At 71.4% G+C, this 24,777-nt stretch carries 17 protein-coding genes; 6 read left to right on the forward strand and 11 right to left on the reverse strand.

Annotated features, from left to right (window positions below):
* Positions 1 to 155 precede the first annotated feature (155 nt).
* From ACFC1K_RS09300 to ACFC1K_RS09310, 3 genes are all read left to right on the forward strand, one after another.
* Complete coding sequence (locus ACFC1K_RS09300) at positions 156 to 2,054, forward strand: RNA polymerase sigma factor (protein ID WP_375871385.1); 1,899 nt, start codon at positions 156 to 158, stop codon at positions 2,052 to 2,054.
* A 95-nt stretch (positions 2,055 to 2,149) separates the two neighbouring features.
* A complete protein-coding gene (locus ACFC1K_RS09305) occupies positions 2,150 to 2,542 on the forward strand; it encodes a YrdB family protein (RefSeq protein ID WP_310289065.1) in 393 nt (130 codons plus the stop codon).
* Positions 2,539 to 3,930 carry an FAD-binding oxidoreductase gene (locus ACFC1K_RS09310; RefSeq protein WP_375871386.1) on the forward strand — a complete coding sequence of 464 codons (1,392 nt, stop codon included), beginning with the start codon at positions 2,539 to 2,541 and terminating at the stop codon, positions 3,928 to 3,930. The genes ACFC1K_RS09305 and ACFC1K_RS09310 overlap by 4 nt, the downstream gene beginning before the upstream one ends.
* 75 nt (positions 3,931 to 4,005) lie before the next feature.
* On the opposite strand, the gene ACFC1K_RS09315 is transcribed toward ACFC1K_RS09310, so the two are convergent.
* From ACFC1K_RS09315 to ACFC1K_RS09340, 6 genes are all read right to left on the reverse strand, one after another.
* The gene (locus ACFC1K_RS09315; RefSeq protein WP_375871387.1) at positions 4,006 to 4,785 is read right to left on the reverse strand and encodes a glucosamine-6-phosphate deaminase; all 780 of its coding nucleotides are present in this window, start codon (positions 4,783 to 4,785) and stop codon (positions 4,006 to 4,008) included.
* Entirely contained in the window at positions 4,778 to 5,731 is a 954-nt protein-coding gene (locus tag ACFC1K_RS09320) for an ROK family protein (RefSeq protein ID WP_375871388.1), read from the reverse strand. Before ACFC1K_RS09320 ends, ACFC1K_RS09315 begins: the two co-directional genes overlap by 8 nt.
* A gap of 43 nt (positions 5,732 to 5,774) precedes the next feature.
* Positions 5,775 to 6,617, reverse strand: coding sequence for a carbohydrate ABC transporter permease (locus ACFC1K_RS09325; RefSeq protein ID WP_310289057.1), 843 nt, complete (start codon positions 6,615 to 6,617; stop codon positions 5,775 to 5,777).
* On the reverse strand, positions 6,614 to 7,579 hold the full coding sequence (locus ACFC1K_RS09330) for a sugar ABC transporter permease (protein ID WP_310289055.1): 966 nt from the start codon (positions 7,577 to 7,579) through the stop codon (positions 6,614 to 6,616). The genes ACFC1K_RS09325 and ACFC1K_RS09330 overlap by 4 nt, the downstream gene beginning before the upstream one ends.
* An 88-nt stretch (positions 7,580 to 7,667) precedes the next feature.
* Positions 7,668 to 8,942, reverse strand: coding sequence for an extracellular solute-binding protein (locus tag ACFC1K_RS09335; RefSeq protein WP_375871389.1), 1,275 nt, complete (start codon positions 8,940 to 8,942; stop codon positions 7,668 to 7,670).
* A 135-nt stretch (positions 8,943 to 9,077) separates the two neighbouring features.
* The gene (locus tag ACFC1K_RS09340) at positions 9,078 to 10,277 is read right to left on the reverse strand and encodes an ROK family transcriptional regulator (RefSeq protein ID WP_082497112.1); all 1,200 of its coding nucleotides are present in this window, start codon (positions 10,275 to 10,277) and stop codon (positions 9,078 to 9,080) included.
* A gap of 219 nt (positions 10,278 to 10,496) precedes the next feature.
* On the opposite strand from ACFC1K_RS09340, the gene ACFC1K_RS09345 reads away from it, so the two are divergent.
* Entirely contained in the window at positions 10,497 to 12,533 is a 2,037-nt protein-coding gene (locus ACFC1K_RS09345; RefSeq protein ID WP_375871390.1) for a L,D-transpeptidase family protein, read from the forward strand.
* Between the two features lie 6 nt (positions 12,534 to 12,539).
* Here the strand turns inward: ACFC1K_RS09345 and ACFC1K_RS09350 are convergent, their stop codons facing one another.
* The 3 genes from ACFC1K_RS09350 to ACFC1K_RS09360 form a co-directional block, all read right to left on the reverse strand.
* On the reverse strand, positions 12,540 to 14,393 hold the full coding sequence (locus tag ACFC1K_RS09350; protein WP_375871391.1) for a YhgE/Pip domain-containing protein: 1,854 nt from the start codon (positions 14,391 to 14,393) through the stop codon (positions 12,540 to 12,542).
* On the reverse strand, positions 14,393 to 17,311 hold the full coding sequence (locus tag ACFC1K_RS09355) for an MMPL family transporter (protein ID WP_375871392.1): 2,919 nt from the start codon (positions 17,309 to 17,311) through the stop codon (positions 14,393 to 14,395). The genes ACFC1K_RS09350 and ACFC1K_RS09355 overlap by 1 nt, the downstream gene beginning before the upstream one ends.
* A gap of 138 nt (positions 17,312 to 17,449) precedes the next feature.
* A complete protein-coding gene (locus tag ACFC1K_RS09360; protein ID WP_375871393.1) occupies positions 17,450 to 19,663 on the reverse strand; it encodes an NADP-dependent isocitrate dehydrogenase in 2,214 nt (737 codons plus the stop codon).
* Between the two features lie 146 nt (positions 19,664 to 19,809).
* Between ACFC1K_RS09360 and ACFC1K_RS09365 the strand changes: the two genes are divergently transcribed.
* Together ACFC1K_RS09365 and ACFC1K_RS09370 are read left to right on the forward strand one after the other, a co-directional pair.
* Positions 19,810 to 20,262 (forward strand): GNAT family N-acetyltransferase, encoded by a 453-nt coding sequence (locus ACFC1K_RS09365; protein WP_375871394.1) that lies wholly within the window; start codon positions 19,810 to 19,812, stop codon positions 20,260 to 20,262.
* Between the two features lie 161 nt (positions 20,263 to 20,423).
* On the forward strand, positions 20,424 to 21,392 hold the full coding sequence (locus ACFC1K_RS09370; RefSeq protein WP_375871395.1) for an acetylxylan esterase: 969 nt from the start codon (positions 20,424 to 20,426) through the stop codon (positions 21,390 to 21,392).
* 13 nt (positions 21,393 to 21,405) lie between these two features.
* On the opposite strand, the gene ACFC1K_RS09375 is transcribed toward ACFC1K_RS09370, so the two are convergent.
* A complete protein-coding gene (locus ACFC1K_RS09375; protein WP_375871396.1) occupies positions 21,406 to 23,541 on the reverse strand; it encodes an alpha-galactosidase in 2,136 nt (711 codons plus the stop codon).
* Positions 23,538 to 24,563, reverse strand: coding sequence for a LacI family DNA-binding transcriptional regulator (locus ACFC1K_RS09380; protein WP_375871397.1), 1,026 nt, complete (start codon positions 24,561 to 24,563; stop codon positions 23,538 to 23,540). The genes ACFC1K_RS09375 and ACFC1K_RS09380 overlap by 4 nt, the downstream gene beginning before the upstream one ends.
* Positions 24,564 to 24,777: the final 214 nt, after the last annotated feature.

The raw sequence follows: 24,777 nt of genomic DNA on the forward strand, positions 1-24,777 counted from the left end.
ATCTATTACGCGAGTTCTGGATATTCACCGAAACGGATGCTCCGCACTCGAGTCGCAGCCCTGGTCAAAACCGGAGGCGGCGACGACAATGGAACGAGCCGCGGTCCGCACCCGGGATCGATGTCGTCGATGTGCGCCGCGGAACTGGGGGATCCATGGACCACGAGGAAGTGCAGGAGCACGAGACGGAGGTCGTCGCCGACGCCGACGCCGATCTCGTCCTGCGGACGCGATCGGGCGACACCGACGCGTTCGCGGAGCTCTGGCGGCGGCACTATCGCGCAGGCGTCACCGTCGCGCGCAACATGACCTCGAGCCTCGATGCCGACGACCTCGTGCAGGAGGCGTACACCCGCATCTACCACTCGATCGTCCACGGCGGCGGGCCGACCGGATCGTTCCGCGCGTACCTCTTCACCAGCATCCGCAACACCGCCGCGGCGTGGGGGCGCGCGCGCCGCGAGACCGCGTACGAGGAGCTCGACGGCGTCGAGGACCCCTCCGGCGCCGAGCACGAGAGCGAGGCCGCGCTCGACCGGGGCCTCACACATCAAGCCTTCCGCAGCCTGCCGACGCGGTGGCAGGAGGTGCTCTGGTACTCCGAGATCGAGCGCATGAAGCCCGCCGAGATCGCGCCGCTGTTGGGCATGAAGCCGACGGCGGTCGCCCAGCTGACGTTCCGTGCGCGGGAAGGACTGCGCGAGGCCTGGATCCAGGCGCACCTGCGGTCCGTGGCCGACGGCTCGGACTGCCAGTGGACCATCGAGCGCCTCGGGGCGTACTCGCGCCTCAACCTCGGCCGCCGCGACCACGCGAAGCTCGAGCAGCATCTCGGCCGCTGCGTGCGCTGCTCGATCGTCGCGAGCGAGGCCAAGGAGGTCTCGAGCCGGCTGGCTCTCGTGCTCCTGCCCATCGCGCTCGGCGCGGTGGGCACGGCCGGGTATCTCGCGACAGTCCAGGGCGGCGGCACCTCGCTGGTGGCTCTGGCTTCGATGCCGTCGAGCGTCGTTCACACCACGGTGACCATCGCGCCGGGCGGAGTCGTCGGTGCGGGTGCGACCGCGAGTGCGGGTGCCGGTGCGGCGACGTCGGCCGGCGTGGGATCGGCGGGGGCGGTCGGCGCAGCAGGGGCGGCGACCGCCGTCGCTTCGACGGGGGCGGTCTTCGGCACGTCGGCGGTCGCCGGCATCGGTGCGGCCTCCGGACTCGCCGCCGCCGGCCTCGTCGTCGTCAGCGGCGTGGTCGCCGCGGCCGTGATGCTGCCGGCCACCGCCGGCCCCGAACCGGCGCCGACGCCCACGCCGACGAACGAGGTCTCGGCCGAGAACGTGAACGCCCCGGCGCTCCTGCCGGAGGAGACCGGCGACACCGCGCTCCAGCTTCCCGCCGAGCCGGGTCCCGGCCCGGCCGACGTGCCCATCGTGTCCGATGCCTCTGGCGACGGTGGCGGCGACGCACAGGGCGGCGGCGCCGCGTCGTCAGGTGGCGGCAAAGCCACGGGCCAGACCGGCAACGGCTCCGCGAAGGGCGACGAGGACGCACAGGGGAACAACGGCAACCCGACGAGCAACAACGGCAACGGGAACACCAGCAACAACGGGAACGGCAACGGCAACGGCAACGGCAACGGGAACGGCAACGGGAACGGGAACGGGAACGGGAACGGCAACGGCAACGGCAACGGCAACGGCAACGGCAACGGCAACGGCAACAGCGCCGGGGATTCGGGTAACAACGGGAACGGCAACGGGAACACCGGCAACTCGGGCAACGGCACGCCGACGAACGGCACGGGCAGCGGCAACGGCGGCGCCACCGGGAACGGCGGCTCGACCGGGAACGGCACTCCCACCAACGGCACCGGCAACGGCAACGGCGGCAACACGGGCGCCGGCAGCGGCACGACCAAGCGCAACGTGAGCCTTCCGAACGGCCTCGGCCGCGGCGTCGTCGACCGCATGGCGTCCGCCACCGCCGCCGATGTGCCCGCGGACGCTCCGGAGGCGGCCGACACCCTGCCCCTGGAGACGGTGCCTGCCGACGGCGGCAACTGACCCGCCGCGTCCTGCCTCGTCAGAGGCGCTCAGCGCCGGCCCGGAGCACCGGAGCCCGGCGGACGCGCGCGGCACGCCGCCGTAGACTGGAAGCCATGTCCGACACGCCGAACGTCACTCCCGCGCGCCCTGCCGAACCGGCACCCGGAACGCGCGCGCCCCTCTCGGCGATCGACGTGGTCGCGTTCGTGTGCGAGATCTTCGCATTCGGCACCCTCGCGCTGTGGGGCTTCACGATGTGGCCGTTCCCGTGGAACATCGTCGCCGGCGTCGGGGCTCCCGCGATCGCGATCCTCCTCTGGGCGTTCTTCGTGTCGCCGCGTGCCGTGTTCGCGGTGCACCCCTTCGTCCGCGCCGTCGTCGAGCTCCTCGTCTACGTGTCCGCGACCGCCGCCTGGTGGTCGATGGGCAACGCGTGGATCGGCCTCGCGTTCGGCGTGGTCGCCGTGACCGCCGGCCTCATCGCCGGCCGGCGGCACCTGTCGTGATCCCGGGCGCCGACGCGCTCGACCGGCTGCGCGCGGCACTCGGCGATCGCGTCGACACCTCCCCGGCCTCGCTCGCCGCCGCGCGCGCAGACAAGTCTGGGCACGCGGCATCCGGTCTCCCCCTCGCCGTCGTGCACGCCCGCAGCGTCGACGATGTGCAGCAGACGCTCCGCATCGCCGGAAGCACCGGCACGCCCGTGGTCACCCGCGGCGCGGGCACCGGGCTCGCCGGCGGCGCCAATGCCGGAGACGGGGAGATCTCGCTGTCGGTGCGCGGCCTGGACCGCATCCTCGAGGTGCGCCCCGACGACCTCCTCGCGGTCGTCGAGCCGGGCATCCTCAACGCCGACCTCAACGCCGCGCTCGCCCCGTACGGCCTCTGGTGGGCGCCCGATCCCGCGAGCCGGGCGATCTCGACGGTCGGCGGGAACATCGCCACCGGCGCGGGCGGACTGCTGTGCGCGAAGTACGGCGTCGTGCGCGACGCGGTGCTCGGCGTCGACCTCGTCCTCGCGGACGGTCGGCTCCTCCACCTCGGCCACCGCACCGTCAAGGGCGTCACGGGTCTCGACCTGACGTCGCTGGTCATCGGATCCGAGGGGACGCTGGGCGTCGTCGTCGGCGCGACCCTGAAGCTGCGCCGACTGGTGCCCGGCGAGGTCTGCACGATCGCCGCGACGTTCCCCGACGTGCGGGCGGCGGCCGAGGCATCCTCCGCCGTCACCGCCTCGGGCGCGCAGCCCGCGATCATGGAGCTGATGGATGCTGCGTCCCTCGCCGCCGTGCACGCGCTCCTGGCGCTCGAGGCACCGACTCCGGGCGCGGCGCAGCTGACCATCCAGACCGACGGCCCCGCCGCGATCGCCGAGGCCGACGCCATCGCCGACGTGCTGCGTCGCGCCGGAGGCACGGTCGTCGTCTCGCACGACCGTGAAGAGGGAGAGCGGCTGCTGGCGATCCGCCGGTCGATGCACCCCGCCATGGAGTCGCTCGGCACCGCCCTCATCGAGGACGTCTCGGTGCCCCGCAGCGCCCTGCCCGCGATGTTCGACGAGATCGCCCGCGTCGAGCGCGAGCACGGGGTCGTGATCCCGACGGTCGCCCACGCCGGCGACGGCAATCTGCATCCCAACTTCATCTTCGAGGCCGAGCCCGACGAGTTCGGCGTCGTCGAGGCGCCGGACCACATCTGGGCGGCCGCCGACGACCTCTTCCGCGCGGCCCTGCGCCTCGGCGGCACGCTGACCGGCGAACACGGCGTGGGGGTGCTCAAGCGCCGCTGGCTCGCCGACGAGCTCGGCGAAGACCAGTGGGAGCTGCAGCGTCAGATCACCCGCGTCTTCGACCCTCAGGGCATCCTCAACCCCGGCAAGGTCTTCGCGCGCTGAGCCGCGGGCTACGAGGCGGGCGTCGCAGCCGGCGTCACGACGTCGGCGTCATCGATCATGCCCTCAGCGTAGGGGTCAGATGCCCTGCCAGTCGGGCTTGTTGTCGTAGGCGTAGCGGTAGTAGTCGGAGCGGGTCAGCTGCGAGGCGGCGGCCTCGTCGACCACGATCGTCGCGTGCGGGTGGAGCTGGATCGCCGAGCCCGGGAGGGACGCCGACAGCGGGCCTTCGACGGCGCCGGCGACCGCGGCCGCCTTGCCCTCGCCGAACGCGAGCAGCACGAGGTGGCGCGCGCGCAGGATGGTGCCGAGGCCCTGCGTGATGCAGTGCATGGGCACGTCGTCGACCGAGTCGAAGAAGCGTGCGTTGTCGCGGCGCGTCTGCTCGGTGAGCGTCTTCACGCGGGTGATCGACGAGAACGACGAGCCGGGCTCGTTGAAGCCGATGTGCCCGTCGGTGCCGATGCCGAGGATCTGCAGGTCGATGCCGCCGGCGTCGCGGATGGCCTCGTCGTACTCCTCGCCGTGATGCTCGATGCCCTCCGGCGTGCCGTCGGGCGTGCGGATGAGCTCGGGGTTGAGGCCCAGCGGCTCGACGACCTCGCGGGTGATCACCGAGCGGTAGCTCTCGGGATGCGCGGGGTCGATGCCCACGTACTCGTCGAGCGCGAATCCGCGCACGCGCGAAAGGTCGACGCCCTCCAGCCGCGAGCGCAGCGCCTCGTAGACGGGCAGCGGCGTGGACCCGGTTGCGAGGCCCAGCACCGTCTCGGGATTCGCGCGAAGGAGCTCCGCGATGTGGTCGGCGACGAGCGCGCCCGCGGCGGCCTTGTCTTCGACGATGACGATCTCAGCCATGGACCAGTGCTTCCTGTGCGTCGTGTGTGGCGTCGCCCTCCGCACCCACCAGCGCGGCTCCGAGTGCGGCGGCCGGTGAACCCGGCGGCAGCAGCTCGACCCGGTCGGCGAGATGCAGCGAGCGCATGAACGGGGATGCCTCGGCACTGGCCGCGAGCTCGGCTGCGACATCCGTCATCAGTCGATCTCCCAACGCCGTCACACCCCCTCCGAGGACCACGATATCGACGTCAGCCGTCAGCACCAGCACCCGGATCGCGGCGGCCACGCCGCGGGCGAGCCCGGCGCGCAGCTGCCGCGCCGACGGGTCGCCCGCATCGGCGGCGTCGAAGACGTCGCGCACCGGCAGTGCGGAGCGCTGGGCCCAGCGCTCCGCGATCGCACCGCCGCCCGCGAAGGCCTCGATGCAGCCGCGCTGGCCGCAGCGGCACAGGGGTCCGTTCGGGTCGACCGAGATGTGGCCGACCTCGCCCGCGGTGCCCCGGGCGCCCCGCCAGAGGACGCCGTCCGAGACGATCCCCGCGGCGATGCCGGTGCCGAGATTGAGGTACGCCATCGAGCCCGGCGCCGGTGCGCCGCTCCGCGTGTGCAGCGCATGCGCACCGAGTGCGGCGGCCTTGACGTCGTTCTCCACCTGCACCGGAACCCCCAGCTGGGGCCCGACGGCGGCGGCGAGGTCGAGCTCGTCGACGCCGAGGTTGACCGCGTGCACGACGCGGCCGGTGCCCGGCTCGATCTGGCCCGGGATGCCGACCCCGACCGACCGCACGGCCGAGAGGTCGACGCCGGCCTGGGAGCCGAGCGCACGCACGGCGTCGACGACGGTCTGGGCCACAGCATCCGGTCCCCATCCCGTGGGGATGCGGAGGCGACCCGCGATCGCGCCGTCGGCGTCGACCGCGACGGCGTCGGTCTTCGTCCCGCCGACGTCCAGTCCGACCCTCATCGGCCGACCTCCCCGTGGGAGGCGGCGTTGTCGTTCGCGCGCATCAGCCCTTGACCGCCCCTGCCACCAGACCGCTGGTCATGCGGTGCTGAACGAAGAGGAAGAACACGATCACCGGAACCGCCATGATCGTCGACGCGGCCATGACCAGGGCCCAGTCCGTCGCCTTCGTCGCCTGCACGAAGGCGCGCAGCCAGATGGGCAGCGTGAGCGACTCGGGCCGCGTCATGATGACGAGGGCGAAGACGAACTCGTTCCAGGCCTGGATGAAGGCGAACACGCCGGTCGCGATGAGGCCAGGAGCCAGCAGCGGGAACGTGATGCGCCAGAAGGCGCCCGCGCGGCTGCATCCGTCGATCATCGCTGCTTCCTCGAGATCGGCAGGCACGCCGTTGACGAAGCCGCGCAGCGTCCAGATCGTGAACGGCAGCACCGTGGCGATGTAGACGAAGCTCAGACCGATGATCGTGTTGAGGAGGTACCAGCCGTCGAGCACGCGGAAGACCGAGACGATCATCGCTTCTGCGGGGATCATCTGGATCACGAGGATCGCGACGATGAACGAGGTGCGGGAGCGGAAGCGGAACCGCGAGACGGCGACCGCGCCGAGGAACGCGAAGACGAGGGTGACCACGAGAGTGAGCCCCGTCACCGCGACCGAGTTGAACAGCGCGTTGAGCAGGCTGTCGTCGGTGAGGGCCTCCTGGTAGTTGCTGAGCGTGAACTCGTCGGGCCACCAGTGCGGGGTCGTCGATCGCACGGCCGACGCCGGGAGCAGCGAGGTGTTCACCATCCAGTAGACGGGGAACAGCGACGCGACGATGACGACGAGGGCCGCGACGTTCAGGAACACGCGCGAGACGACGCGGCGAGGACGGGCGGTCATGACTCTTCCTTCAGCATCGTGCGGATCCAGTACCCGGAGATCGCGAGGAGGATCACGACGAGGACCACGGAGATGGCGCCGCCGGCGCCGAGGTCGCCCGACGCCATGGACACGCTGTAGATGTAGACGCCGATCGTGTTCGTCTCGGCGCGGACGCCGCCGATCGACTGCAGTGCATAGATCTGCGCGAAGACGCGCAGATCCCAGATGATCTGGAGGACCAGCAGCACGAGGAGGATCGAGCGCAGGTAGGGGAAGACGATGAGGCGGAACCGCGCGAAGCCTCCCGCCCCGTCCAGCGAAGCCGCCTCGAGCACCTCGTCGGGCACCTGCGACAGCGCGGCGTAGGTGCTGAACGCGACGAACGGGATCGCACCCCACGTGATGATGATCGCCGCCACGGCATAGAAGCTCGTGGGGTCGATGAGCCAGCTGTGACCGACCCAGTTCTGGCCGGTGATCTGCGTGAGGACGTAGTTGACGAGGCCGTACTGCGTGTCGAAGATCCAGCCCCAGACGATCGTCGCGGTGAGGGCGGGCATCGCCCACGCGAGCAGGAGCGAGACGGAGACCGCGGTGCGCATCACGGCGCCGAGCTTCGTCATCATCACCGCGATCGCGACGCCGAGGAGCATCGTGGCGACGACGCTCACGACGCACAGTGCGACGCTGCGGCCGAGGACCGCCCAGAACTCGGGGTCGGTCAGCACGGCGATGTAGTTGTCGATCCCGATGAACTCTGGCGGGGCGCCGAAGATCTGCGCCCGGCCGAACTTCTGGAACGACATGATCACGAGCTGCACCAGCGGCCAGCCGATGAAGACCGCGAGCATGATGAGCGCCGGCGTCAGGAGCGCGAGGGGCGCCCACGGGAAGCGGCGCCGCTTCGGACGTTCGGGGTCCTGCCGTGACGCTGACGACGGCGCCGGGGGCGCCGGGGCCTCTGCGGGGACGGTGGTCATGGCGAACCTCCTCTCAAAAGATTGTGTCGAGCCCTGTGCGGGCATGGAACGGGGTGCCTCGCGGCACGAGGCACCCCGTTCAGTGATGTCAGCCGTTCAGGATCGATTCGATCTGCTCGTCGGCTGCGGTGGCGAGATCCTTGATGTCGCCGCCGTTCGCGATGTTGACGAACAGGTCCTGCATGATGCCCTGCGCCTCGACGTCGGCCCAGTTCGGCGAAGCCGGGGTGAGCTTGGCGTTGGCAGCGGCCGCGGCGATGACGGTCGCGAGCTCCGGCGTGGCCGCGGCGACCTTGTCACCGAGCGAGACGAGCGCGGGAACGAGGCCGGCCTCGGCGAGGATCGTCTGGTACTCGTCGCTCAGCATGATCTCGAGCGCGCTCTTGGCGAGGTCGGGGTTCTTCGACTTCGCGGCGATGCCGACGTTCGAGCCGCCCGCGAACACCTGGGCGGTGCCGCCCTCCATGCCCGGGAGCGCGTAGTAGCCGGTCGTGTCGGCGACGGCCGTCGGCTGCTTGTCCTCGTCGGCGACGATCGACCAGTAGGCCCAGCTCGGAGCCGAGTACGTGGCCGACTGCTCGGTGCGGAAGGGCACCCAGCCTTCGGTCTCGTCGCCGTCCTTCGGGGCGAGCGAGGCCTTGGTCATGAGCTCCTGGACCTGCGCGAGGCCCGCGAGCGACTCGTCGCTCGACAGCTGCGCGTCCCACTCGTCGCCGTCCTGCACGGCGATCTCGCCGCCGTTCTCCCAGATGAAGGGCAGCGCGTTGTACCAGTCCTTGCCCGGGAAGTAGACGCCCGAGACGCCCGGGAGCGCGCCCGCGAGGGTGACGCCGTTCGAGACGTACTCGTCGAGCGTGGTCGGCACCGCGACGCCCGCCTGCTCGTACATCGCCGTGTTGTAGAAGACGACGCGGGCGCCCGAGTAGTACGGCGCGGCGTACAGGGTGCCGTCCCAGCTGCCGGCCTGGACGAAGCCGGGGAGGAGGTCGTCGCCGCCGAGGTCGCCCTCGATGTCGGCGAGGCTCAGGAGGGCGCCGCTCGAGGTGAACGCCGGGGCCTGCGTGTTGCCCATCTCGACGATGTCAGGGCTGTCGTTCGACGACAGGCTCGTGGTGAGCTTGTCGACGAGGCCGGTCCACTGCTGCTCCTCGATGACCAGCGTCGACCCGGGGTTCTCGTCCTCGAAGGTCTTCTTCAGGTAGTCGCGCGCGTCCTGCGGGGTGTCGGTGCCGACCAGCCACACACGGATCTCGGCGCCCTCCTCGGACGACGAGCCGCCGCCGTTGCCGCTGCCGCCGGCGCAGCCGGCGAGCACCAGTGCCGAGGCGCCGATGAGCGCCACAGCTCCAAGCGTCTTCTTCATGGTGTTTCCTTCGTTTTCGGTGTTCTCTTGGTGTTTCGGTTGGGTCGGGTGACCCATCCGGGGATCGGATGCTCCGCGGGGAGCTCTCCGTGTTGTTTCGGGATCCGGGGGGATCCCCCGGGGAATCGCGCTGTGTCAGGACACCCCGAGTTGTCCGGACAGGACCATGACGGCCGCGCCGCGCAGGACGATGTCCTGGCCTTGCTCCGTCATCCGCACTCGCACGCCTTCGTCGACGGACGGCGCGAGCGTGCGCGCGCGGAGTGTCTCGACGGTCTGCTCCGCAAGGGAGCCGCCGAGGAGTTCAGGGGGGCCGGAGAGGACGATCTCCGACACGTCGAGCGCGCCGACCACGGGTGCCAGCGCGATGCCGAGCCGCTCCCCCGCGTCGCGGAGGATGCCCTCGTGGGCGGCGGGATCGGCCGCCGCGTTCAGTCGCGAGGTCAGCGACGGAACCGAGAGCCAGGCTTCGAGGCATCCGACCTTGCCGCACGCGCATTGCGGGCCGCCGTCGGTGCCGACGGTGACGTGGCCGATCTCGCCCGCGGCGAAGCGGCTGCCGCGCATGGGCTGGCCCGCCAGCAGCAGGCCCGAGCCGACGCCTCGCCCCACCTTGACGAGCAGCACGTCGTCGGGAGCGCCGCCGAACGTGTACTCGGCGAGGACGGCGGCGTTGGCGTCGTTGGCGACCAGGACCGGAACCCCCAGAGCGTTGCGCAGTGCGCCCTCCAGGTCGAAGCCGGCCCAGCCGAAGTTGGGCGCCGTGAGGATGACTCCCCGATCGTCGACGACACCGGGGGTGCCGACGCCCACGCCGAGCACGGGCGCGTGAGACTCGGCGACGAGCGCGCGGGCGAGCTCGACGACGGTGTCGACGAGAGCGTCGGCTGCGGGGACCGCGACCTCGCGACGCGCGACGATGCCGCCGTCGAGGGTCAGGACGGCGCCGATGAACGTGTCGCTGCCCGACAGGTCGAGCCCGATGATGCGGTGACCCGCGTGATCGAGGTCGACGAGGATCGCGGGCTTGCCGGGCCCCGAGGCCTCGCGCACCCCCATCTCGGCGACGAACCCGTCGGCGATGAGCTCAGCGACGAGGTCGGAGATCGTGACCCGGGTGAGCCCCGTCTCACGCGACAGGTCGGCGCGGCTCATCGCGCCCTGGTGGAAGAGGGTCTGGAGCACGAGCGAGCGGTTGTGGCCGCGTGCGTGCTCGGGCAGGACCTTCGCACCCTGGCGGAGTGTGCGTCCGGGTGCGAATGCACGGGCATTCGTGGTGGGGCTCTGCGGCGCGTCGATAATGGAAGGGCCGCGCCGCGCTTCCGTGTTGGGCATGTTTGTTAGTAGACCTTACGAACTAACTTTTCGCAAGTCTCTGGACCAATTTGGTCGGATGCTTTACAAAACCGTGATGCACCGTGTTCGGATCGTTACCGACGCACGCGCGGGTTTCCTGCTGTGACCGGCGGTTCGTGCGTGACCAGCCCGTGACCTCGACACGCAGGCGCGTCGCCTACCATGGGGGGAAGCGTTGATCACAGTCGGGGGTGTGGCGTGACGAATCTGGCGACCGAGTCGCAGGCAGGGAAGGCGTCAGGGGATGACGCCGTCCAGGCCGAGCAGGCCGTCGAGGACGAGCAGTCCGCAGCGGCGGACACCACGGAATCGAATGCCGTGAACGAGACGGATGCTGAGGCCCCGGCGGATGCCGAGACGGCCGACTCCGTCGCGCCCGCGGATGCGGAGGACTCCCCCGCCGACGACGCGGACGCGGAATCGCCGTCCGAGCCGGAGGTGGAGACGGAAGCCGAGGACGCGGCGGACGCGACGCCCGAAGCCGACGAGGCGGAAGAGGCGCCCGAAGTCGAGGCCGAAGCTGCCGACGAGGCGGAAGAGGCGCCCGAAGCCGAGGCCGGGGCCGACATCGTCGACGGCGCAGAGACGCCCGAGGCCGAGCCGGAGGCAGAGGTCGACGAGGCAGAGCCGGTCGACGAGGCCGCCGCCGACGAGGACGCCGAGCCCGCCGTGGAGGCCGAGCCCGAGTCATCCGTCACCACCGACACCGATGCCGAGACGGTCGCCGTCGCGACGACCGTGCTCGCCCCTGCCGTCGCGACCGCGCTCGCGCCGACCGCAGACCTCTCCGCCGAGCCCGCGAGCGCCGTCGCCACGGCGACCGAGACCGCTCCGGCCGACGGCTCCCCCACCTTCGCGTGGGCGCCGGCCGAGCCCAAGCCGAAGAAGAAGCACACGGCGATCTGGGTCGGCGCAGCCGCCGGCGTCGCCGTGATCGGGCTCGTCGTCTCGTCGCTCGTGCTCATCGCGCCCGGCACCACGGTCGCCGGCGTGCCGGTCGGGTGGCTGACGCCTGGCGCGGCGGCCGATGCCATCGAGCAGCGCTTGGCCGAGACCACGGTGGTGCTCACCGGCGCGGGCGAGGACGCCGAGGTCACCGGCGCCGAACTGGGCGCCGCGGTCGACGCGAAGGCACTCGCCGACGCCGCGTTCGCGCAGCACCCGATGTGGAACCCCACCGCGTGGTTCGCCGCGACCGATGCCGAGATCGAGCTCGACCCGGCCGCCGCGACCGCGGCCCTCCGCGAGGTCGCGCCGCAGCTCTACACCGACCCGACCGACGCGACGCTCGCGTTCGACGCGGCCACCGCGTCGTATGTCTCCACGCCGGCCGTCGCCGGTGCGGGGATCGACGTGGCCGCCGTCCAGGGCGCCATCCAGGCGGCCTTCGAGGCCGGAGAGACGCGCGTGCAGCTCGACCCGGTCTCGTCCGAGGTTCCCGCCGACATCTCGACCGAGACCGCCGACGCGACCGTCGCGCAGCTGAACGGCATGCTCGACACGGCCGGCTTCTACGTCGGCGAAGAGCGCACGGTGCCGATCGACCGCGCGACGCTGGCAGGCTGGCTGACCGTCGCACCCGATCCCGAGAACGCCGCGTACGACATCACCGCCGACAAGGCCGCGATCCAGGCCGCGGTGGACGGTCTTCCCGCCGCGGTCAATCGGCCGGCCGAGAACGGCGCCGTCATCACCAACTCGGCCGGCAAGGTCCTGCGCGAGGAGGCGCCAGGGATCTCGGGGCGCGAGGTCGGCGACACCTCGAACTTCGCCTCCGACTTCGCCACGCAGCTGGCCACCGGCAACGCGGTGTTCGAGACGCCCGTGACCGAGGTCGCGCCCGTCGTCTCCACGTTCGCCCGCACCGTCGAGGTCGACCTCTCCAGCCAGACGGCGACCCTCTTCGAGAACGGCAACGTGGTCGCCTCGTACACCATCTCGTCGGGGCTCTCCGGCACGCCGACGCCCACCGGGCACTTCACCGTGAACGCCTTCACCCGCGTCCAGGACATGGGTGCGCTGTGCTACAACCCGGCCGCGGTGAACAGCTACTGCACGAAGGACGTGCCGTGGATCACCTGGTTCGCACCCGACATCGCGTTCCACGGCGCTTCGAACTTCCGAAGCCGCCTGGGCTTTCCGCAGAGTCACGGCTGCGTGAACATGTGGAACGACGACGCGAAGTTCGTCTACGACTGGACCGCACGCGGCACCGAGGTCTGGGTCCACGCCTGATCGCGGTCACGCCTCCACGCTGACCCGCCGCCGGCCGGCGACCCCGGCGATCACGAGGCCGAGCCCCGCGACGGCCGTGAGGCCCAGCCCGATGATCGCGGGGATGACCCCGGCCGCGTCGGCGGTGAGCGCGGCCCGCAGGAGCGCTGTCGCGGCCGCGGTCGGCAGCGCCGCTGCGAGCTGCGAGATGACCGGCGGAACCGTTCCTGCGAGCCCCGCCGCGAGCGCCACGATCGCGATCAGCGCGGCGACGATGCGGCCGGTGGCGCCGAACGCGGCCGCCAGTCCCTGATTCGCAAGACCGAAGACCACGCCGCAGAGCATCGCCGATGCCACGAACGCGATCCACTCGAGCGGGTTCACGCCCACCGACGTGAGCACGGCGGCACCGACGACGACGCCCTGCGCGGCGCAGATCGCCACCGTCGGCACGACGGCGCGCAGGGCGATGGCGACCGAGCCCCTGCCGCTCAGCAGCCGCGCGGTCGGCACCGACTGCACCGCGATGGCCGTGACGAGGGCGCCGAGCCACAGCGCGATCATCGTGAAGAGCGGAACGGATTGGATGCCGGTGGCCGACGTCGTCTGGTCGACCACGACGGGCTCCGCGACGACGGTCGACAGCGTGTCGATGTCGTCGTCGGTGTAGGTCGGGAGCTGGGTCGACGCGGAGTCCAGCCCCGACGACAGCTCGGCGGCGCCGGCGTCGACCTGTGCGGTGCCCGCGGCGAGCTGGGCGGCACCGGAGGCAACCTCTCCGCCGCCTGCGCTGGACGAGGCGGCACCCGCCGACACCTGGCCGGCGCCGGTCGCCGCGCTGTCGATGCCGCTCACGACCCTCGGCAGCGCGGCGGCGAGCGCGTCATTGCCGACGGCGACGCGGCGCGCGCCGGTCGTGAGATCGCGCAGCCCCGCGTCGGCGGCCTCGAGCTCCCGGAGCGCCTGTGTGGCGCGATCGCACAGCGTTCCCGGTCCGGGGAGTCCGCACAGTTCGGCGACGACCTCCGCGAAGGCGAGGGTCGCGGCATCCGCCTGTCGCAGCGCCTCGTCCAGCGAACCGGCGACCCGGTTCGCCCCGGCGGCGACGTCCGCCGCCACCCCCGGCAGGGGGCGCGCTGAGGCGTCGAGCTGCGCCAGCCCCGAGGCCAGGCCCGCCGCTCCCGCGCTCAGCGAAGCGAGCCCTGACGACAGCGCGCTCGCCCCGCTCGACAGATCGGCCGCTCCCGTCGCCGCCGAGGCCGCCCCCGCAGCGACCTGATCCGCCCCCGCGGCCGCCTGGCCGATCTGGTCGGCGATCGTGTTGAACCCGGTATAGACCTGCTGGAGGTAGCGGCCGGTGAGCTCCCGGCCGAGGGCCGCAGTCGCAGCCTGCGTCACCGCACCGGTCAGCGCGGGGTCGAGCCAGGCGGACGCCGGAGTCGTCCGCACCTCCACAACCGCCTGCCGCGCCTGTGCACCCGGTCCCGAGATCGAGGTGGCATCGGCGGAGAAGGTCGGGGGGATCCGCACGACGGCCACGTACCTCCCGGCCGCGAGCCCCTCGGCGGCATCCTCGTCGTTCGTGAGCACCCAGTCGAGGCTCGGCGGCGGGTCGTCCGTGGTGTCGACTCCGGGCTGCGCAGGCTCCTGGGCGGCCATCAGTCCTGCGGCGAATTGCCGCCCGAGCGGCACGGACTGGCCGTCGACGGTGACGGGCGTGTCGTCGTTCACGATCGCGGCTGTGAGCCGCTCCGGATGCGCCGTGGGCGCGGCGAGTGCCCACGCCAGGATCCCTCCGATCAGGAGCGGCACGATGATGAGACCGATCACCGCCAGCCGGCCGAGCCGCGGCGACCCCGAGGTCGCGCTGAACGTGGCCATCAGTCCGGCCTCGCGGGAGCCGCGGAGGCACCACCCGCCGCGACGAGCGCGCCATCGCGGTCGCCGCCGGCGAGCCGCACGACGACGGGCGCCGCGTCGGCGGGCAGCGTCGGCTCGACGTCGACGGTGTCGCGTGCGGCGACCACCAGCGCCAGTGCGGGATCGGCGGCGCGCGCCGCCGTCAGCTCCCCGTGCACGCGCCGCAGCGCCGACGGGGAGCCGACGTCGTCGAGCCCGTCGACGAACACGAGCGACGGCCGCGAGTCGAGCGCGAGGTCGAGACCTCCGGCGTCCGGGGGCACGCGCCAGTACGACGTCCGCGCGCGCACCGTGGCGGTGCGGGCCGGCAGCACGAACCCCGCCACCCTGACGCGTCCTTCGGCGAGTTCGGCTCGCCCGCCCAGCGCGGCGAGCATCGCGCGCCGTTCCGCAGCATCCGCCCCTTCGATCACGAGGATGCCGCCGGGCGCGAGCTCCGCATCGAGCGTGCACTGGTGGTCGTGCACGCGCGCTCCCTCGGCCGCCAGCGCGAGGTCGCGATCGGGCCATTCGGCGAGCGCGAGCTCCTCCGCGAGCGCCTCCCCCTCGACGTCGAACGAGGGCAGCAGGCGGTCCAGCCACGCCGGCATCCACCACGCGCGGTGCCCGAACAGCACGAGCACCGCCGGGATGAGCGTCATGCGCACGAGGAACGCGTCGATCACGACGCCGACGGCGAGCCCGAAGGCGATCGGCTGGATGTTGGCGTCGCCCTCGGGGACGAACGCGACGAACACCGCGAACATGATGGTCGCGGCAGCGGTGACCACGCGAGCGGATGCTGCGAACCCGTCATGCACCGCACGCACCGGCTCGCCGTGGTGCACGTAGTCCTCGCGCATCCGGCTGACGAGGAACACCTCGTAGTCCATCGCAAGCCCGAAGAGCACGCCCATGAGGATGATCGGCATGAAGCTGATGACCGTCCCCACCGAGGCGACGTTCAAGGCGTCGGCGAAGACGCCGTCGACGAAGACCAGCGTGGTGAGCCCGAACGCCGCACCGATCGACAGCACGTAGCCGAGCGCCGCGGTGATCGGCACGACGATGGAGCGGAACACCATCGCGAGGAGCACGAGCGAGAGCCCCACGACCAGGATGCCGAACGGCAGCAGCGCGCCGGCCAGTCTCTCCGAGATGTCGATGCCGGCCGCGGTGTATCCGGTCACGGAGAGATCCACGCCGTACTCGGTCTCGAAGTGGTCGTGCATGCCGCGCAGCGTCGTGACGAGGTCCGCCGTCGCGACCGAGTCGGGCCCGCCCTCGGGGATCACCTGCACGATGCCGGTGTCGCCGGTCTCGTTCGGCGTCGTGAGCGGCACGGAGGCCACGCCGTCGACCGTCGCGATCTCGGCGCCGAGGTCGCCCATCAGCCCGACCGGATCCGTGCTCTCGATCACCGACCCCGTCACCAGCAGCGGGCCGTTGTACCCGGGACCGAAGTGCTCGGCGATGAGGTCGTACGTCACGCGGCCGGGCTCGCCCTCCTCCATCGATCCCGCGTCGGGCAGGGCGAGGCGCAGGTGCGCCGCGGGAAGGGCCGCGCATGCCAGCAGGCCGACGATCAGCACGACCGTCGCGAACGGCCACCGCGTGACGGTGCGCACCCAGCCGCGGAAGAAGCGGCCCGGCGCCCGCGGGGCCGGCGCCGAGTCCGCGCCGTCCGGGTCGGTCGCATCGCCCGCAGCGGCAGCGTCCGTCGCCCCATCGGCGTCCGCTTCCTCCTCGGCCGGATCGATGAGCTCCACCTCGGCGTCGTCGAGCGCAGGCTCCTCCCACTCGTCGTCGACGGCATCGGCCGGCGCCTCCGCGTCGCCGGCTTCCGCAGCATCCGTGTGCCGCGCGGGACGGTACCGTCGCGGCACGACGCGCCATTTCGCGAACCCCAGGAGCGCGGGCGTCAACGTCAGCGAGACGAGCACGGCCAGGGCGACCGCGACGGCCGCGGCGACGCCCATGGTCGTGAGGAACGGGATGCCCGCGACCACGAGCCCGAGGAGCGCGATGATCACCGTGAGCGCGGCGAACACCACCGCCGACCCTGACGTCGCGATCGCTCGGGCCGCGGCCTCTTCCGGCTCGACGCCCTCCTTGAGCTGGTCCTGATGTCGCGCGAGCACGAAAAGGGCGTAGTCGATGCCGACGGCGAGTCCCAGCATGAGGGCGAGCAGCGGCGTGGTCGAGGTGATCGTGGTGAACCGCGTCGCGATGAGCACGATCGAGAGCGACGCTCCGACGCCGACGATCGCCGTCACGAGCGGCAGCCCGGCGGCCACCAGCGATGCGAACGTGAACACCAGCACGACGAAGGCGACGCCGATCCCGATCAGCTCGGTGATGCTGATGCCCGTCGAGCTCTGCGAGAAGAGCTGCCCGCCGACCGACACCTCGGAGCCCGGGGGCAGGGCGTCCTGCAGCGCCGCGCCCGCATCCTGCAGCGCCTCGCCGGTCGAGGCGTGCACGGCCGTGCCGCTCACGGTCAGCTGGATCGGCACGAGCACGGCGTCGCCGTCGGCGCTGATGTTCGCCGACGACGCCTGGCCGTACGGCGACGTCGCCGACGACACCTGCGGGATCTGGGCGATCGCATCGACGGATGCCTCGACCGCGGCCTCGAAGTCGGCATCGGTCGCCGATCCGCCCGGCGGCGCGACGGCGATCAGCTGCGCCGACCCTCCGCTCACCTGCGGGAACGTGCGGCCGAGCGCGTCGAGCGCCTCCTGGGACTCGGTGCCCGGGATCGTGTACGTGTTGTCGGTGCCCGTGCCGAGCAGCGCCGCCCCCGCGAACAGCGCCATGAGCACCGCGATCCACACGCCCAGCACGAGGCCGCGCGCGCGGAAGGCCCAGCGCCCGAGCGTGTACAGCAGAGGCGACATCGTCCCCCCTCGGAAGGGCCGCCCCTCCCCAGCGGCGGTGGCGCCCCCCAGAGTAGGACTGCGCGACCTCGGGATCAACAGCCCCGGAGACGACGGAAGGACGGATGCCGAGGCATCCGTCCTTCCGTATCTCAGTCGTCAGAGTGCGTCGATGACCTCGTTGAAGGTCTGCGACGGACGCATGACACCGGTGACCAGTTCGGCGTCGGGGCGGTAGTAGCCGCCGATCTCGACGGCCGAGCCCTGCACCGCGAGGAGCTCGTCGACGATCTTCTGCTCGTTCGCGGCGAGCGCCTCGGCCACGGGGGCGAAGGCCGCCGCGAGGTCGGCGTCGGCCTGCTGCTTCGCGAGCTCCTGCGTCCAGTAGAGGGCGAGGTAGAAGTGGCTTCCGCGGTTGTCGATCGTGCCGAGCGCGCGGCCGGGCGACTTGTCGTTCTCGAGGAAGGTGCCGGTCGCGGCATCCAGCGTGTCGGCGAGGACACGTGCCTTGGCGTTGCCGGTGAAGTCGGCGAGGTGCTCGAGCGACGCAGCGAGTGCGAAGAACTCGCCGAGTGAGTCCCAGCGCAGGTAGTCCTCGGCGAGGAGCTGCTGCACGTGCTTGGGGGCCGAGCCGCCGGCGCCCGTCTCGAAGAGGCCGCCGCCCGCGAGGAGCGGGACGATCGACAGCATCTTGGCGCTGGTGCCGACCTCGAGGATCGGGAACAGGTCGGTGAGGTAGTCGCGCAGCACGTTGCCGGTCACCGAGATCGTGTCTTCGCCCTTGCGCAGACGGTCCAGCGAGTACTGGGTCGCCGCGGCGGGCGCGAGGATCTCGATCGTGAGGCCGTCAGTGTCGTGGTCGGCGAGGTACGTCTTGACCTTGGCGATGAGCGCCGCGTCGTGCGAGCGGTTCTCGTCGAGCCAGAACACGGCGGGGGAACCGGTGGCGCGGGCGCGCGTGACCGCGAGCTTCACCCAGTCGCGGATCGCGACGTCCTTCGTCTGCGTCGCGCGCCAGATGTCGCCCGGGGCGACCTCGTGGGCGAGCAGCACGTCGCCGGCCTGGTTCACGACCTGGACGGTGCCGGCGGCGGCGAGCTCGAACGTCTTGTCGTGGCTGCCGTACTCCTCGGCGGCCTGCGCCATGAGACCCACGTTCGGGACGGTGCCGATGGTGGCCGGGTCGAGCGGGCCGTGCGCGATGACGTCGTCGATCACGGTCTGGTAGACGCCCGCGTACGACGAGTCGGGGATGACGGCCAGCGTGTCGGCCTCGCCGCCGTCGGCGCCCCACAGCTTGCCGCCGTTGCGGACGAGGGCGGGCATCGAGGCGTCGACGATGACGTCGGACGGCACGTGGAGGTTCGTGATGCCCTTGTCGGAGTTGACGTACGAGAGGCGCGGGGTGTCCGTGGCCGCGGCGAACGCGGCGGCGATCTCGTCGCCGCCCTCGACGTTCTTGAGGCCCGCGAGGATCGCGCCCAGGCCGTCGTTCGGAGTGAGGCCGGCCTCGGCGATCTTGTCGCCGAAACGGTCGAACACGTCGGCGTAGTAGGCCTTCACGACGTGGCCGAAGATGATCGGGTCGCTGACCTTCATCATCGTGGCCTTGAGGTGCACCGAGTAGAGGACGTCCTCCGCCTTGGCGGTCTCGAGGGTCTCGGCGAGGAACGCGTCGAGCGCGGCCGCCGACAGGAACGTGCCGTCGACGATCTCACCGGGGAGCACCTTGATGCCGGTCTTCAGCTCGGTGGTGGTGCCGTCGGCCGCGACGAAGCGGACCGCGAGCACGTCGTCGGCGGGGATGACCGTCGTCTTCTCGTTCGACTTGAAGTCGTCGTGGCCGAGGGTCGCGACGCGGGTCTTCGAGCCCTCGCCGAAGGCCTTGTTGCGGTGCGGGTGCTTGCGCGCGTAGTTCTTCACCGACAGCGGCGCACGGCGGTCGCTGTTGCCCTCGCGGAGGACGGGGTTCACGGCCGAGCCCTTGATGCGGTCGTAGCGGGCGCGCACGTCCTTGTCTTCGAGCGACTGCGCGTCGTCCGGGTAGTCCGGGATGTCGTAGCCCTGCGACTGCAGCTCGGCGATCGCGGCCTTCAGCTGCGGGATCGAGGCCGAGATGTTCGGCAGCTTGATGATGTTGGCCTCGGGGAGCGTCGCGAGGCCGCCGAGCTCGGCGAGCGCGTCACCCACCTGCTGCTCGGGGGTCAGGTTCTGGGGGAACGCCGCGAGGATGCGGCCCGCGAGCGAGATGTCGCGCGTCTCGACGTCCACTCCCGCCTGGCGGGTCACGGCCTGCACGATCGGCAGGAACGATGCGGTCGCGAGGGCCGGTGCCTCGTCGGTGTAGGTGTAGATGATGGTCGAGTCGGTCACCAGTCACGTCCTTCTTGCGGGTCGGCGTTCAGCCTATCGCAAGCGGCCGAGATATCTCGACGTCAAGATACTTCGCCGTATGAACACCGTGTTAATCCGACTTCCGGACGATGCCGGATGCCGCCATGGGGGCTAGCCTGTGGTCCATGGCTGAACTGCGACTCGTCGAACTGTCCGCCACGACCATCGTGGCGGTCAACAATATGTCGCTCAAGCCCGGCCAGGAGGAGTTCCTGTCGCCGGTGAGCTACGGCATCGCGGCGACCGTCGTGAACCCGCAGACCACCTGGCAGCGCGTGGTGGTCGACGGCGAGGAGGTCGTCGCGTTCGTCAGCGGCAACTTCGACCTCGACGACCCGCAGGAGCACTTCCGATCGGTGCTGTGGCGCATCAACGTCGACGCCGACGACCAGGGCCGCGGCGTCGGCCGCTTCGCCGTCGCGGGGCTCCTCGAAGAGGCGCGCAACCGCGGGATGGACCACGTGAACGTCATCTACGAGGCCGGCGAAGGCGGTCCGCAGGCATTCTTCGAGCGTGTGGGCTTCACACCGGTCGGCGAGACCGAGTACGGTGAAGTCATCGCAGAGATCCGTCTCTGACGCAGAGCCGCACGATCGACCCGAAGACTTCCCCACACAGCGCCCGCCGGGCGCACAGAGACCGGCGGCGGGGCCTCGAATACCCCTCCCCCATCGAGACCCCGTCGCCTTCTCGGTCCAGACCGTCGAAACGCTTCCGCGCGACGCGCTAGGGTGAGCGCGTGCCGAGATTCGATCTGTCCCCCGCTGAGCTCGCGGACTACGCCCCCGACGTCCGCGAACCCGCCGACTTCGACGCCTTCTGGGCCGACACGCTCGCGCAGTCGCGGCAGTGGGATGCCTCCCCCGACGTCGTGCGCCTCGAGACGCCGTACACGCTGGTCGACATCTTCGACGTGACGTTCCCCGGCTTCGGCGGCGACCCGGTCAAGGCGTGGCTGACGCTCCCGGCCGGTGCCGACGGCCCGCTCCCGGCGGTGGTCGAGTACCAGGGCTACGGAGGCGGCCGCGGGCTCGCCGGCGAGCGCCTCGGCTGGGCCGCCGCCGGCTACGCCCACCTCTTCATGGACACGCGCGGCCAGGGCTCGATGTGGGGCTCGGGCGGCGACACCCTCGACCCGCACGGCACCGGTCCCTCGTCATCGGGGTTCATGACTCGCGGCATCGAGGATCCCGAGACCTACTACTACCGCCGGGTCTTCACGGATGCGGTGCGCGCCATCGACGCCGTGCGCACGCTCCCGCAGATCGACGCCGGCCGCATCGCCGTGTGCGGCGCGAGCCAGGGCGGCGGCATCGCCATCGCCGCGGCGGGACTGTCGGACGGCCTCGTGGCGGTCATGCCCGACGTGCCGTTCCTCTGCCACTTCGAGCGCGCCGTCGGCCTCACCGGCGACGACCCCTACCAGGAGGTCGTGCGGTACCTCGCCGTGCATCGCGGCCGCGACGAGCGCGTGTTCGAGACGCTGTCGTACTTCGACGGCGTGAACATGGCGAAGCGGGCGGATGCTGCGGCCCTGTACTCCGTCGCCCTCATGGACACCATCTGCCCGCCGTCGACCGTGTACGCGGCGTACAACCGCCACACCCACCCGGTGAAGCAGATCGAGGTCTACACGCACAACGGCCACGAGGGCGGTCAGGCGTTCCAGTTCCCGAAGCAGGCCCGCTTCCTCGCCGACCTGACCTGAACCGCGGCCCTGGTCAGAGGGCCTCGAGGTGGAGCACGAACGCCTGCAGCGGCCACAGCGTCGGCAGCTGCAGGCCGACCTCGGCGAGCAGCGACCCCGGCAGCTCGATCTCGCCGGCGGTGAACCACTCCGGGGCGATCCAGCCGTAGGCGGCCGCGCCGATCTCGCGGCGCACGCGCACGCGGTAGCGACGGTCTCGGTCCAGCCCGGGCACGCGGAGTCGCTCGGCGCGGGCATCCTCGAGGCTCGCCACCGTCGCCACGACGACGACCGCCGCGTCGTCGGCGACGAAGGCCGTCGCACGCCAGGCGGGGTCGCGCAGCTCGGGGTGCAGCATCCGTCCGCGATGGACGATCGGCCGCAGCTCCTTGTAGAGCGCCGCGAACCGCGTGATCGTGGCGGTCTCGTCGTCGTCGCACGAGAGGATGTCCCACTCGAACCCGGCCGAGCCCATGAGGCTCGTCGCCATCCGGTACGACAGCGCGGTGGTGCGCCCTGACGAGTGCGACGTCGTCGGGCCGACGTGCGCTCCGACGAGCTCGGGCGGCAGCAGCAGGCCGGTCCAGCGCTGGATGTCCTGGCGTTCCACCGGGTCGTTCGAGTCGCTCGCCCACACCCGGTCGGTGACCTCGAGGATCCCGAGGTCGGTGCGCGCGCCCCCGCTCGAGCAGGACTCGATCTCGAGCGACGGATGCCGCGACTTCAGCTCCGCGATGAGCTCGTAGACCGCCGTCATCTGGGCGTGCCCGCCGGGGCGCCCGTCGTGCACGCTCTCGACGAGATCGCGGTTGTGGTCCCACTTGATGAAGTCGATGCCGAGCTCGCCCACGAGCGCGTCGATCTGTCCGAGCACATGGGCGTACGCGTCCGGGTTCGCGAGATCCATGACGTACTGCCCGCGCCACGACACCGCCGGATGGTGGTCGAGGTGCCCTGTGTGGTGCAGGAGCCAGTCCGGGTGGGCGCGTGCCACGTCGGAGTCGAGGCTGATCATCTCGGGCTCGAACCACAGTCCGAACTGCATGCCCAGCTCGTGCACGCGTGCCGCGAGTGGACCGAGACCGTCTGGCCACACCGCCCGGTCGACGACCCAGTCGCCGAGGCTCGTCGAGTCGTCGCGACGCCCCTGGAACCACCCGTCGTCGAGCACGAACCGCTCGATGCCGACCTCGGCGGCGCGCTCGGCGAGCGCGGCGAGCCGGTCGGCGTCGTGGTCGAAGTACACCGCCTCCCACGTGTTGAGCACGAGAGGACGGGCGGACGCCGGATGCTGCGGCCGCGCCCGCAGCCATGTGTGCACGCGGTGCGCGAAACCGTCGAGGCCCTCGGCCGTGTACACGAAGGCCGTGCGCGGCGCCCGGTACTCGTCGCCCGGCGCGAGCCGGATCTCGCCGGGGCGCAGCAGCTCGCCGGCGCCGATCAGCGTCACCGCGTCGGTGACGCGGTCGATCCGCGTCGTCAGGTCGCTCGACCACGCGAGGTGCACGCCCCACAGGGTGCCGTCCTGCCAGCGCGGCGCTCCGATCCCGGCGATCGCCGCGACCGGGTTGTCGTGTCCGGGGCGGCCGCGACGCGTCTGCCGCACGGTGGCGCCGGCGGGCACCGGGGTCACGACGGGCCGCTTCTCACGCGTCCAGCGGCCGTCGAACGTCAGCAGCGTGTCGGTCGTCGACGGCACCGGCAGCGTCGCCTCGAGCCAGTCGACGTCGACCGGCGCCGCATCCGGCGCTCCCTCGTGTGCGAGCGCCTGCTGCACCCACACGACACCGCCGGCCTCGATGCCCACCGTGATCGACAGACGCAGAGCCGATGCCGCATCCCGCGCCCCGACGGTGAACGACCGGTCGTCGGCCTCGAGGCCTGTCACGTCCCACCGCGCGTGGTGCACGACACCGTCGCGGCGCAGCTGCATCCCGGGGCGCCCCGTCCAGCCGTCGCCCTCCTGCGGGGACAGCGAGACCTGCCACGCGGCGTCGAGCGTCTCCGGGGCGGTCTGGCGGCTCAGCGCCTTCGCGAGGGCGTCGGCATCGGCATCCGTGATCCCGCCGACGGACGCACCCCAGTGGAGCACGTGCGGAAGACCCGGGCCGCGGGCGTCGACGAGCACGCCGACGCCCTCGCTCTCGAGACGGATGAAGCCGGGGGTCATGCGGTGGTCCTCTCTGCGGGGGTGCGTTCGCCGGTGCCGCGCTCGACGATCCACGTCGGCATCTCGAGCTGACGGGTGAAGCCGGCGGGATCCTGCATGCGCTCGATCGCGAGCGTCGCGGCGGCCTTGCCGAGCGCGAGCGGGTCGTAGCTGATCACGGTGACCCCGAGCACGTCGGCGGTGTCGAAGTCGTCGAAGCCGACGAGGGCCGTGCGGCCGTCGTCGTGGAGGTCGCGCAGCACGCGCAGCGCGCCGATCGTGACGCGGTTGTTGCCGGTGATGATGGCGGTGGGCGCGTCGTCGCGGTCGAGCAGATCGGCGATGAGGCCGTCGGCGGGTCGCGACAGGTCGTCTTCGAGGCGCTCCCACGCCGAGGAGTCGCGGATGCCGTATGCCGCCAGGGCGTCGCGATAGCCGCGCAGGCGCTCGGCCTGCGTGTAGACGGACGCCGGGTTGCAGATGTAGCCGATGCGCCGGTGGCCGCGCTCGAGCAGTCGCGTCGTGGCGTCGAACACCCCGCGGTGGTTTTCGAGCACGATCGAATCGGCGACGAGGTTGCGTGCCGGCCGATCGATCGCGATCACGGGCGTGCCGAGATGGCGCTCACCCTCGAGGTACGACTGGTCGTCGGCGACGGGAATGAGCAGCAGCGCGCCGAGGCGCTGACCGAGGAGGGCGTCGGCGACGCGCTCCTCTCCCTCGGCGGTGTCGTCGGTGGTCGCGACGACCAGCGAGAAGCCGTGCGCCGACAGCTCGCGTTCGATTCCGGCGGCGAGCTTGTAGTAGAACGGGTTGTTTAGCTCGCCCATGATGAACCCGATCGTGTTCGTCGGGCCGCCGCGGCGCAGATTGCGCGCCAGCGGGTTGGGGCGGAAACGCAGCCGCTTCGCGGCGCCGAGCACGCGCTCCACCGTCTCCGGCGCGACGAGGTCGCGGTGCGTGAACACGCGCGAGACCGTCTTCGAGCTCACTCCCGCGAGTCGCGCGACGTCTTCGAGCGTCGCGCGCTGCTGAACGGTCATCGTGGCCTCCTTGCCGGCGGGGTTCACGCTAGCACCTGGCGTCCGGAAATGTCCACGTAGGACATTGCTCAGACATCGGGATGCCGCGCGGCGAAGGGATTACAAAATAATCCCAGTTCAGTGAGCTTGTTTCTTCGAACCCTGACGATCGGACAGGACAAGACAGCGATGACATCAAACGCTTGCGGAAACGCTTCGAATCGCTCTACTCTGA

It is taken from the genome of Microbacterium sp. NPDC056057 (genome assembly GCF_042266945.1).
Lineage (GTDB): Bacteria > Actinomycetota > Actinomycetes > Actinomycetales > Microbacteriaceae > Microbacterium > Microbacterium trichothecenolyticum_C.

Bases quoted from the DNA above. Each gene is read 5' to 3' on its own strand.
- ACFC1K_RS09300 (WP_375871385.1), top strand. From the start codon at position 156: ATGGACCACGAGGAAGTGCAGGAGCACGAGACGGAGGTCGTCGCCGAC.
- ACFC1K_RS09320 (WP_375871388.1), bottom strand. From the start codon at position 5,731: ATGAGGGTCGGACTGGACGTCGGCGGGACGAAGACCGACGCCGTCGCG.
- ACFC1K_RS09335 (WP_375871389.1), bottom strand. From the start codon at position 8,942: ATGAAGAAGACGCTTGGAGCTGTGGCGCTCATCGGCGCCTCGGCACTG.
- ACFC1K_RS09365 (WP_375871394.1), top strand. From the start codon at position 19,810: ATGGCTGAACTGCGACTCGTCGAACTGTCCGCCACGACCATCGTGGCG.
- ACFC1K_RS09355 (WP_375871392.1), bottom strand. From the start codon at position 17,311: ATGTCGCCTCTGCTGTACACGCTCGGGCGCTGGGCCTTCCGCGCGCGC.
- ACFC1K_RS09325 (WP_310289057.1), bottom strand. From the start codon at position 6,617: ATGACCGCCCGTCCTCGCCGCGTCGTCTCGCGCGTGTTCCTGAACGTC.
- ACFC1K_RS09350 (WP_375871391.1), bottom strand. From the start codon at position 14,393: ATGGCCACGTTCAGCGCGACCTCGGGGTCGCCGCGGCTCGGCCGGCTG.
- ACFC1K_RS09330 (WP_310289055.1), bottom strand. From the start codon at position 7,579: ATGACCACCGTCCCCGCAGAGGCCCCGGCGCCCCCGGCGCCGTCGTCA.
- ACFC1K_RS09340 (WP_082497112.1), bottom strand. From the start codon at position 10,277: ATGCCCAACACGGAAGCGCGGCGCGGCCCTTCCATTATCGACGCGCCG.
- ACFC1K_RS09305 (WP_310289065.1), top strand. From the start codon at position 2,150: ATGTCCGACACGCCGAACGTCACTCCCGCGCGCCCTGCCGAACCGGCA.
- ACFC1K_RS09380 (WP_375871397.1), bottom strand. From the start codon at position 24,563: ATGACCGTTCAGCAGCGCGCGACGCTCGAAGACGTCGCGCGACTCGCG.
- ACFC1K_RS09315 (WP_375871387.1), bottom strand. From the start codon at position 4,785: ATGGCTGAGATCGTCATCGTCGAAGACAAGGCCGCCGCGGGCGCGCTC.
- ACFC1K_RS09375 (WP_375871396.1), bottom strand. From the start codon at position 23,541: ATGACCCCCGGCTTCATCCGTCTCGAGAGCGAGGGCGTCGGCGTGCTC.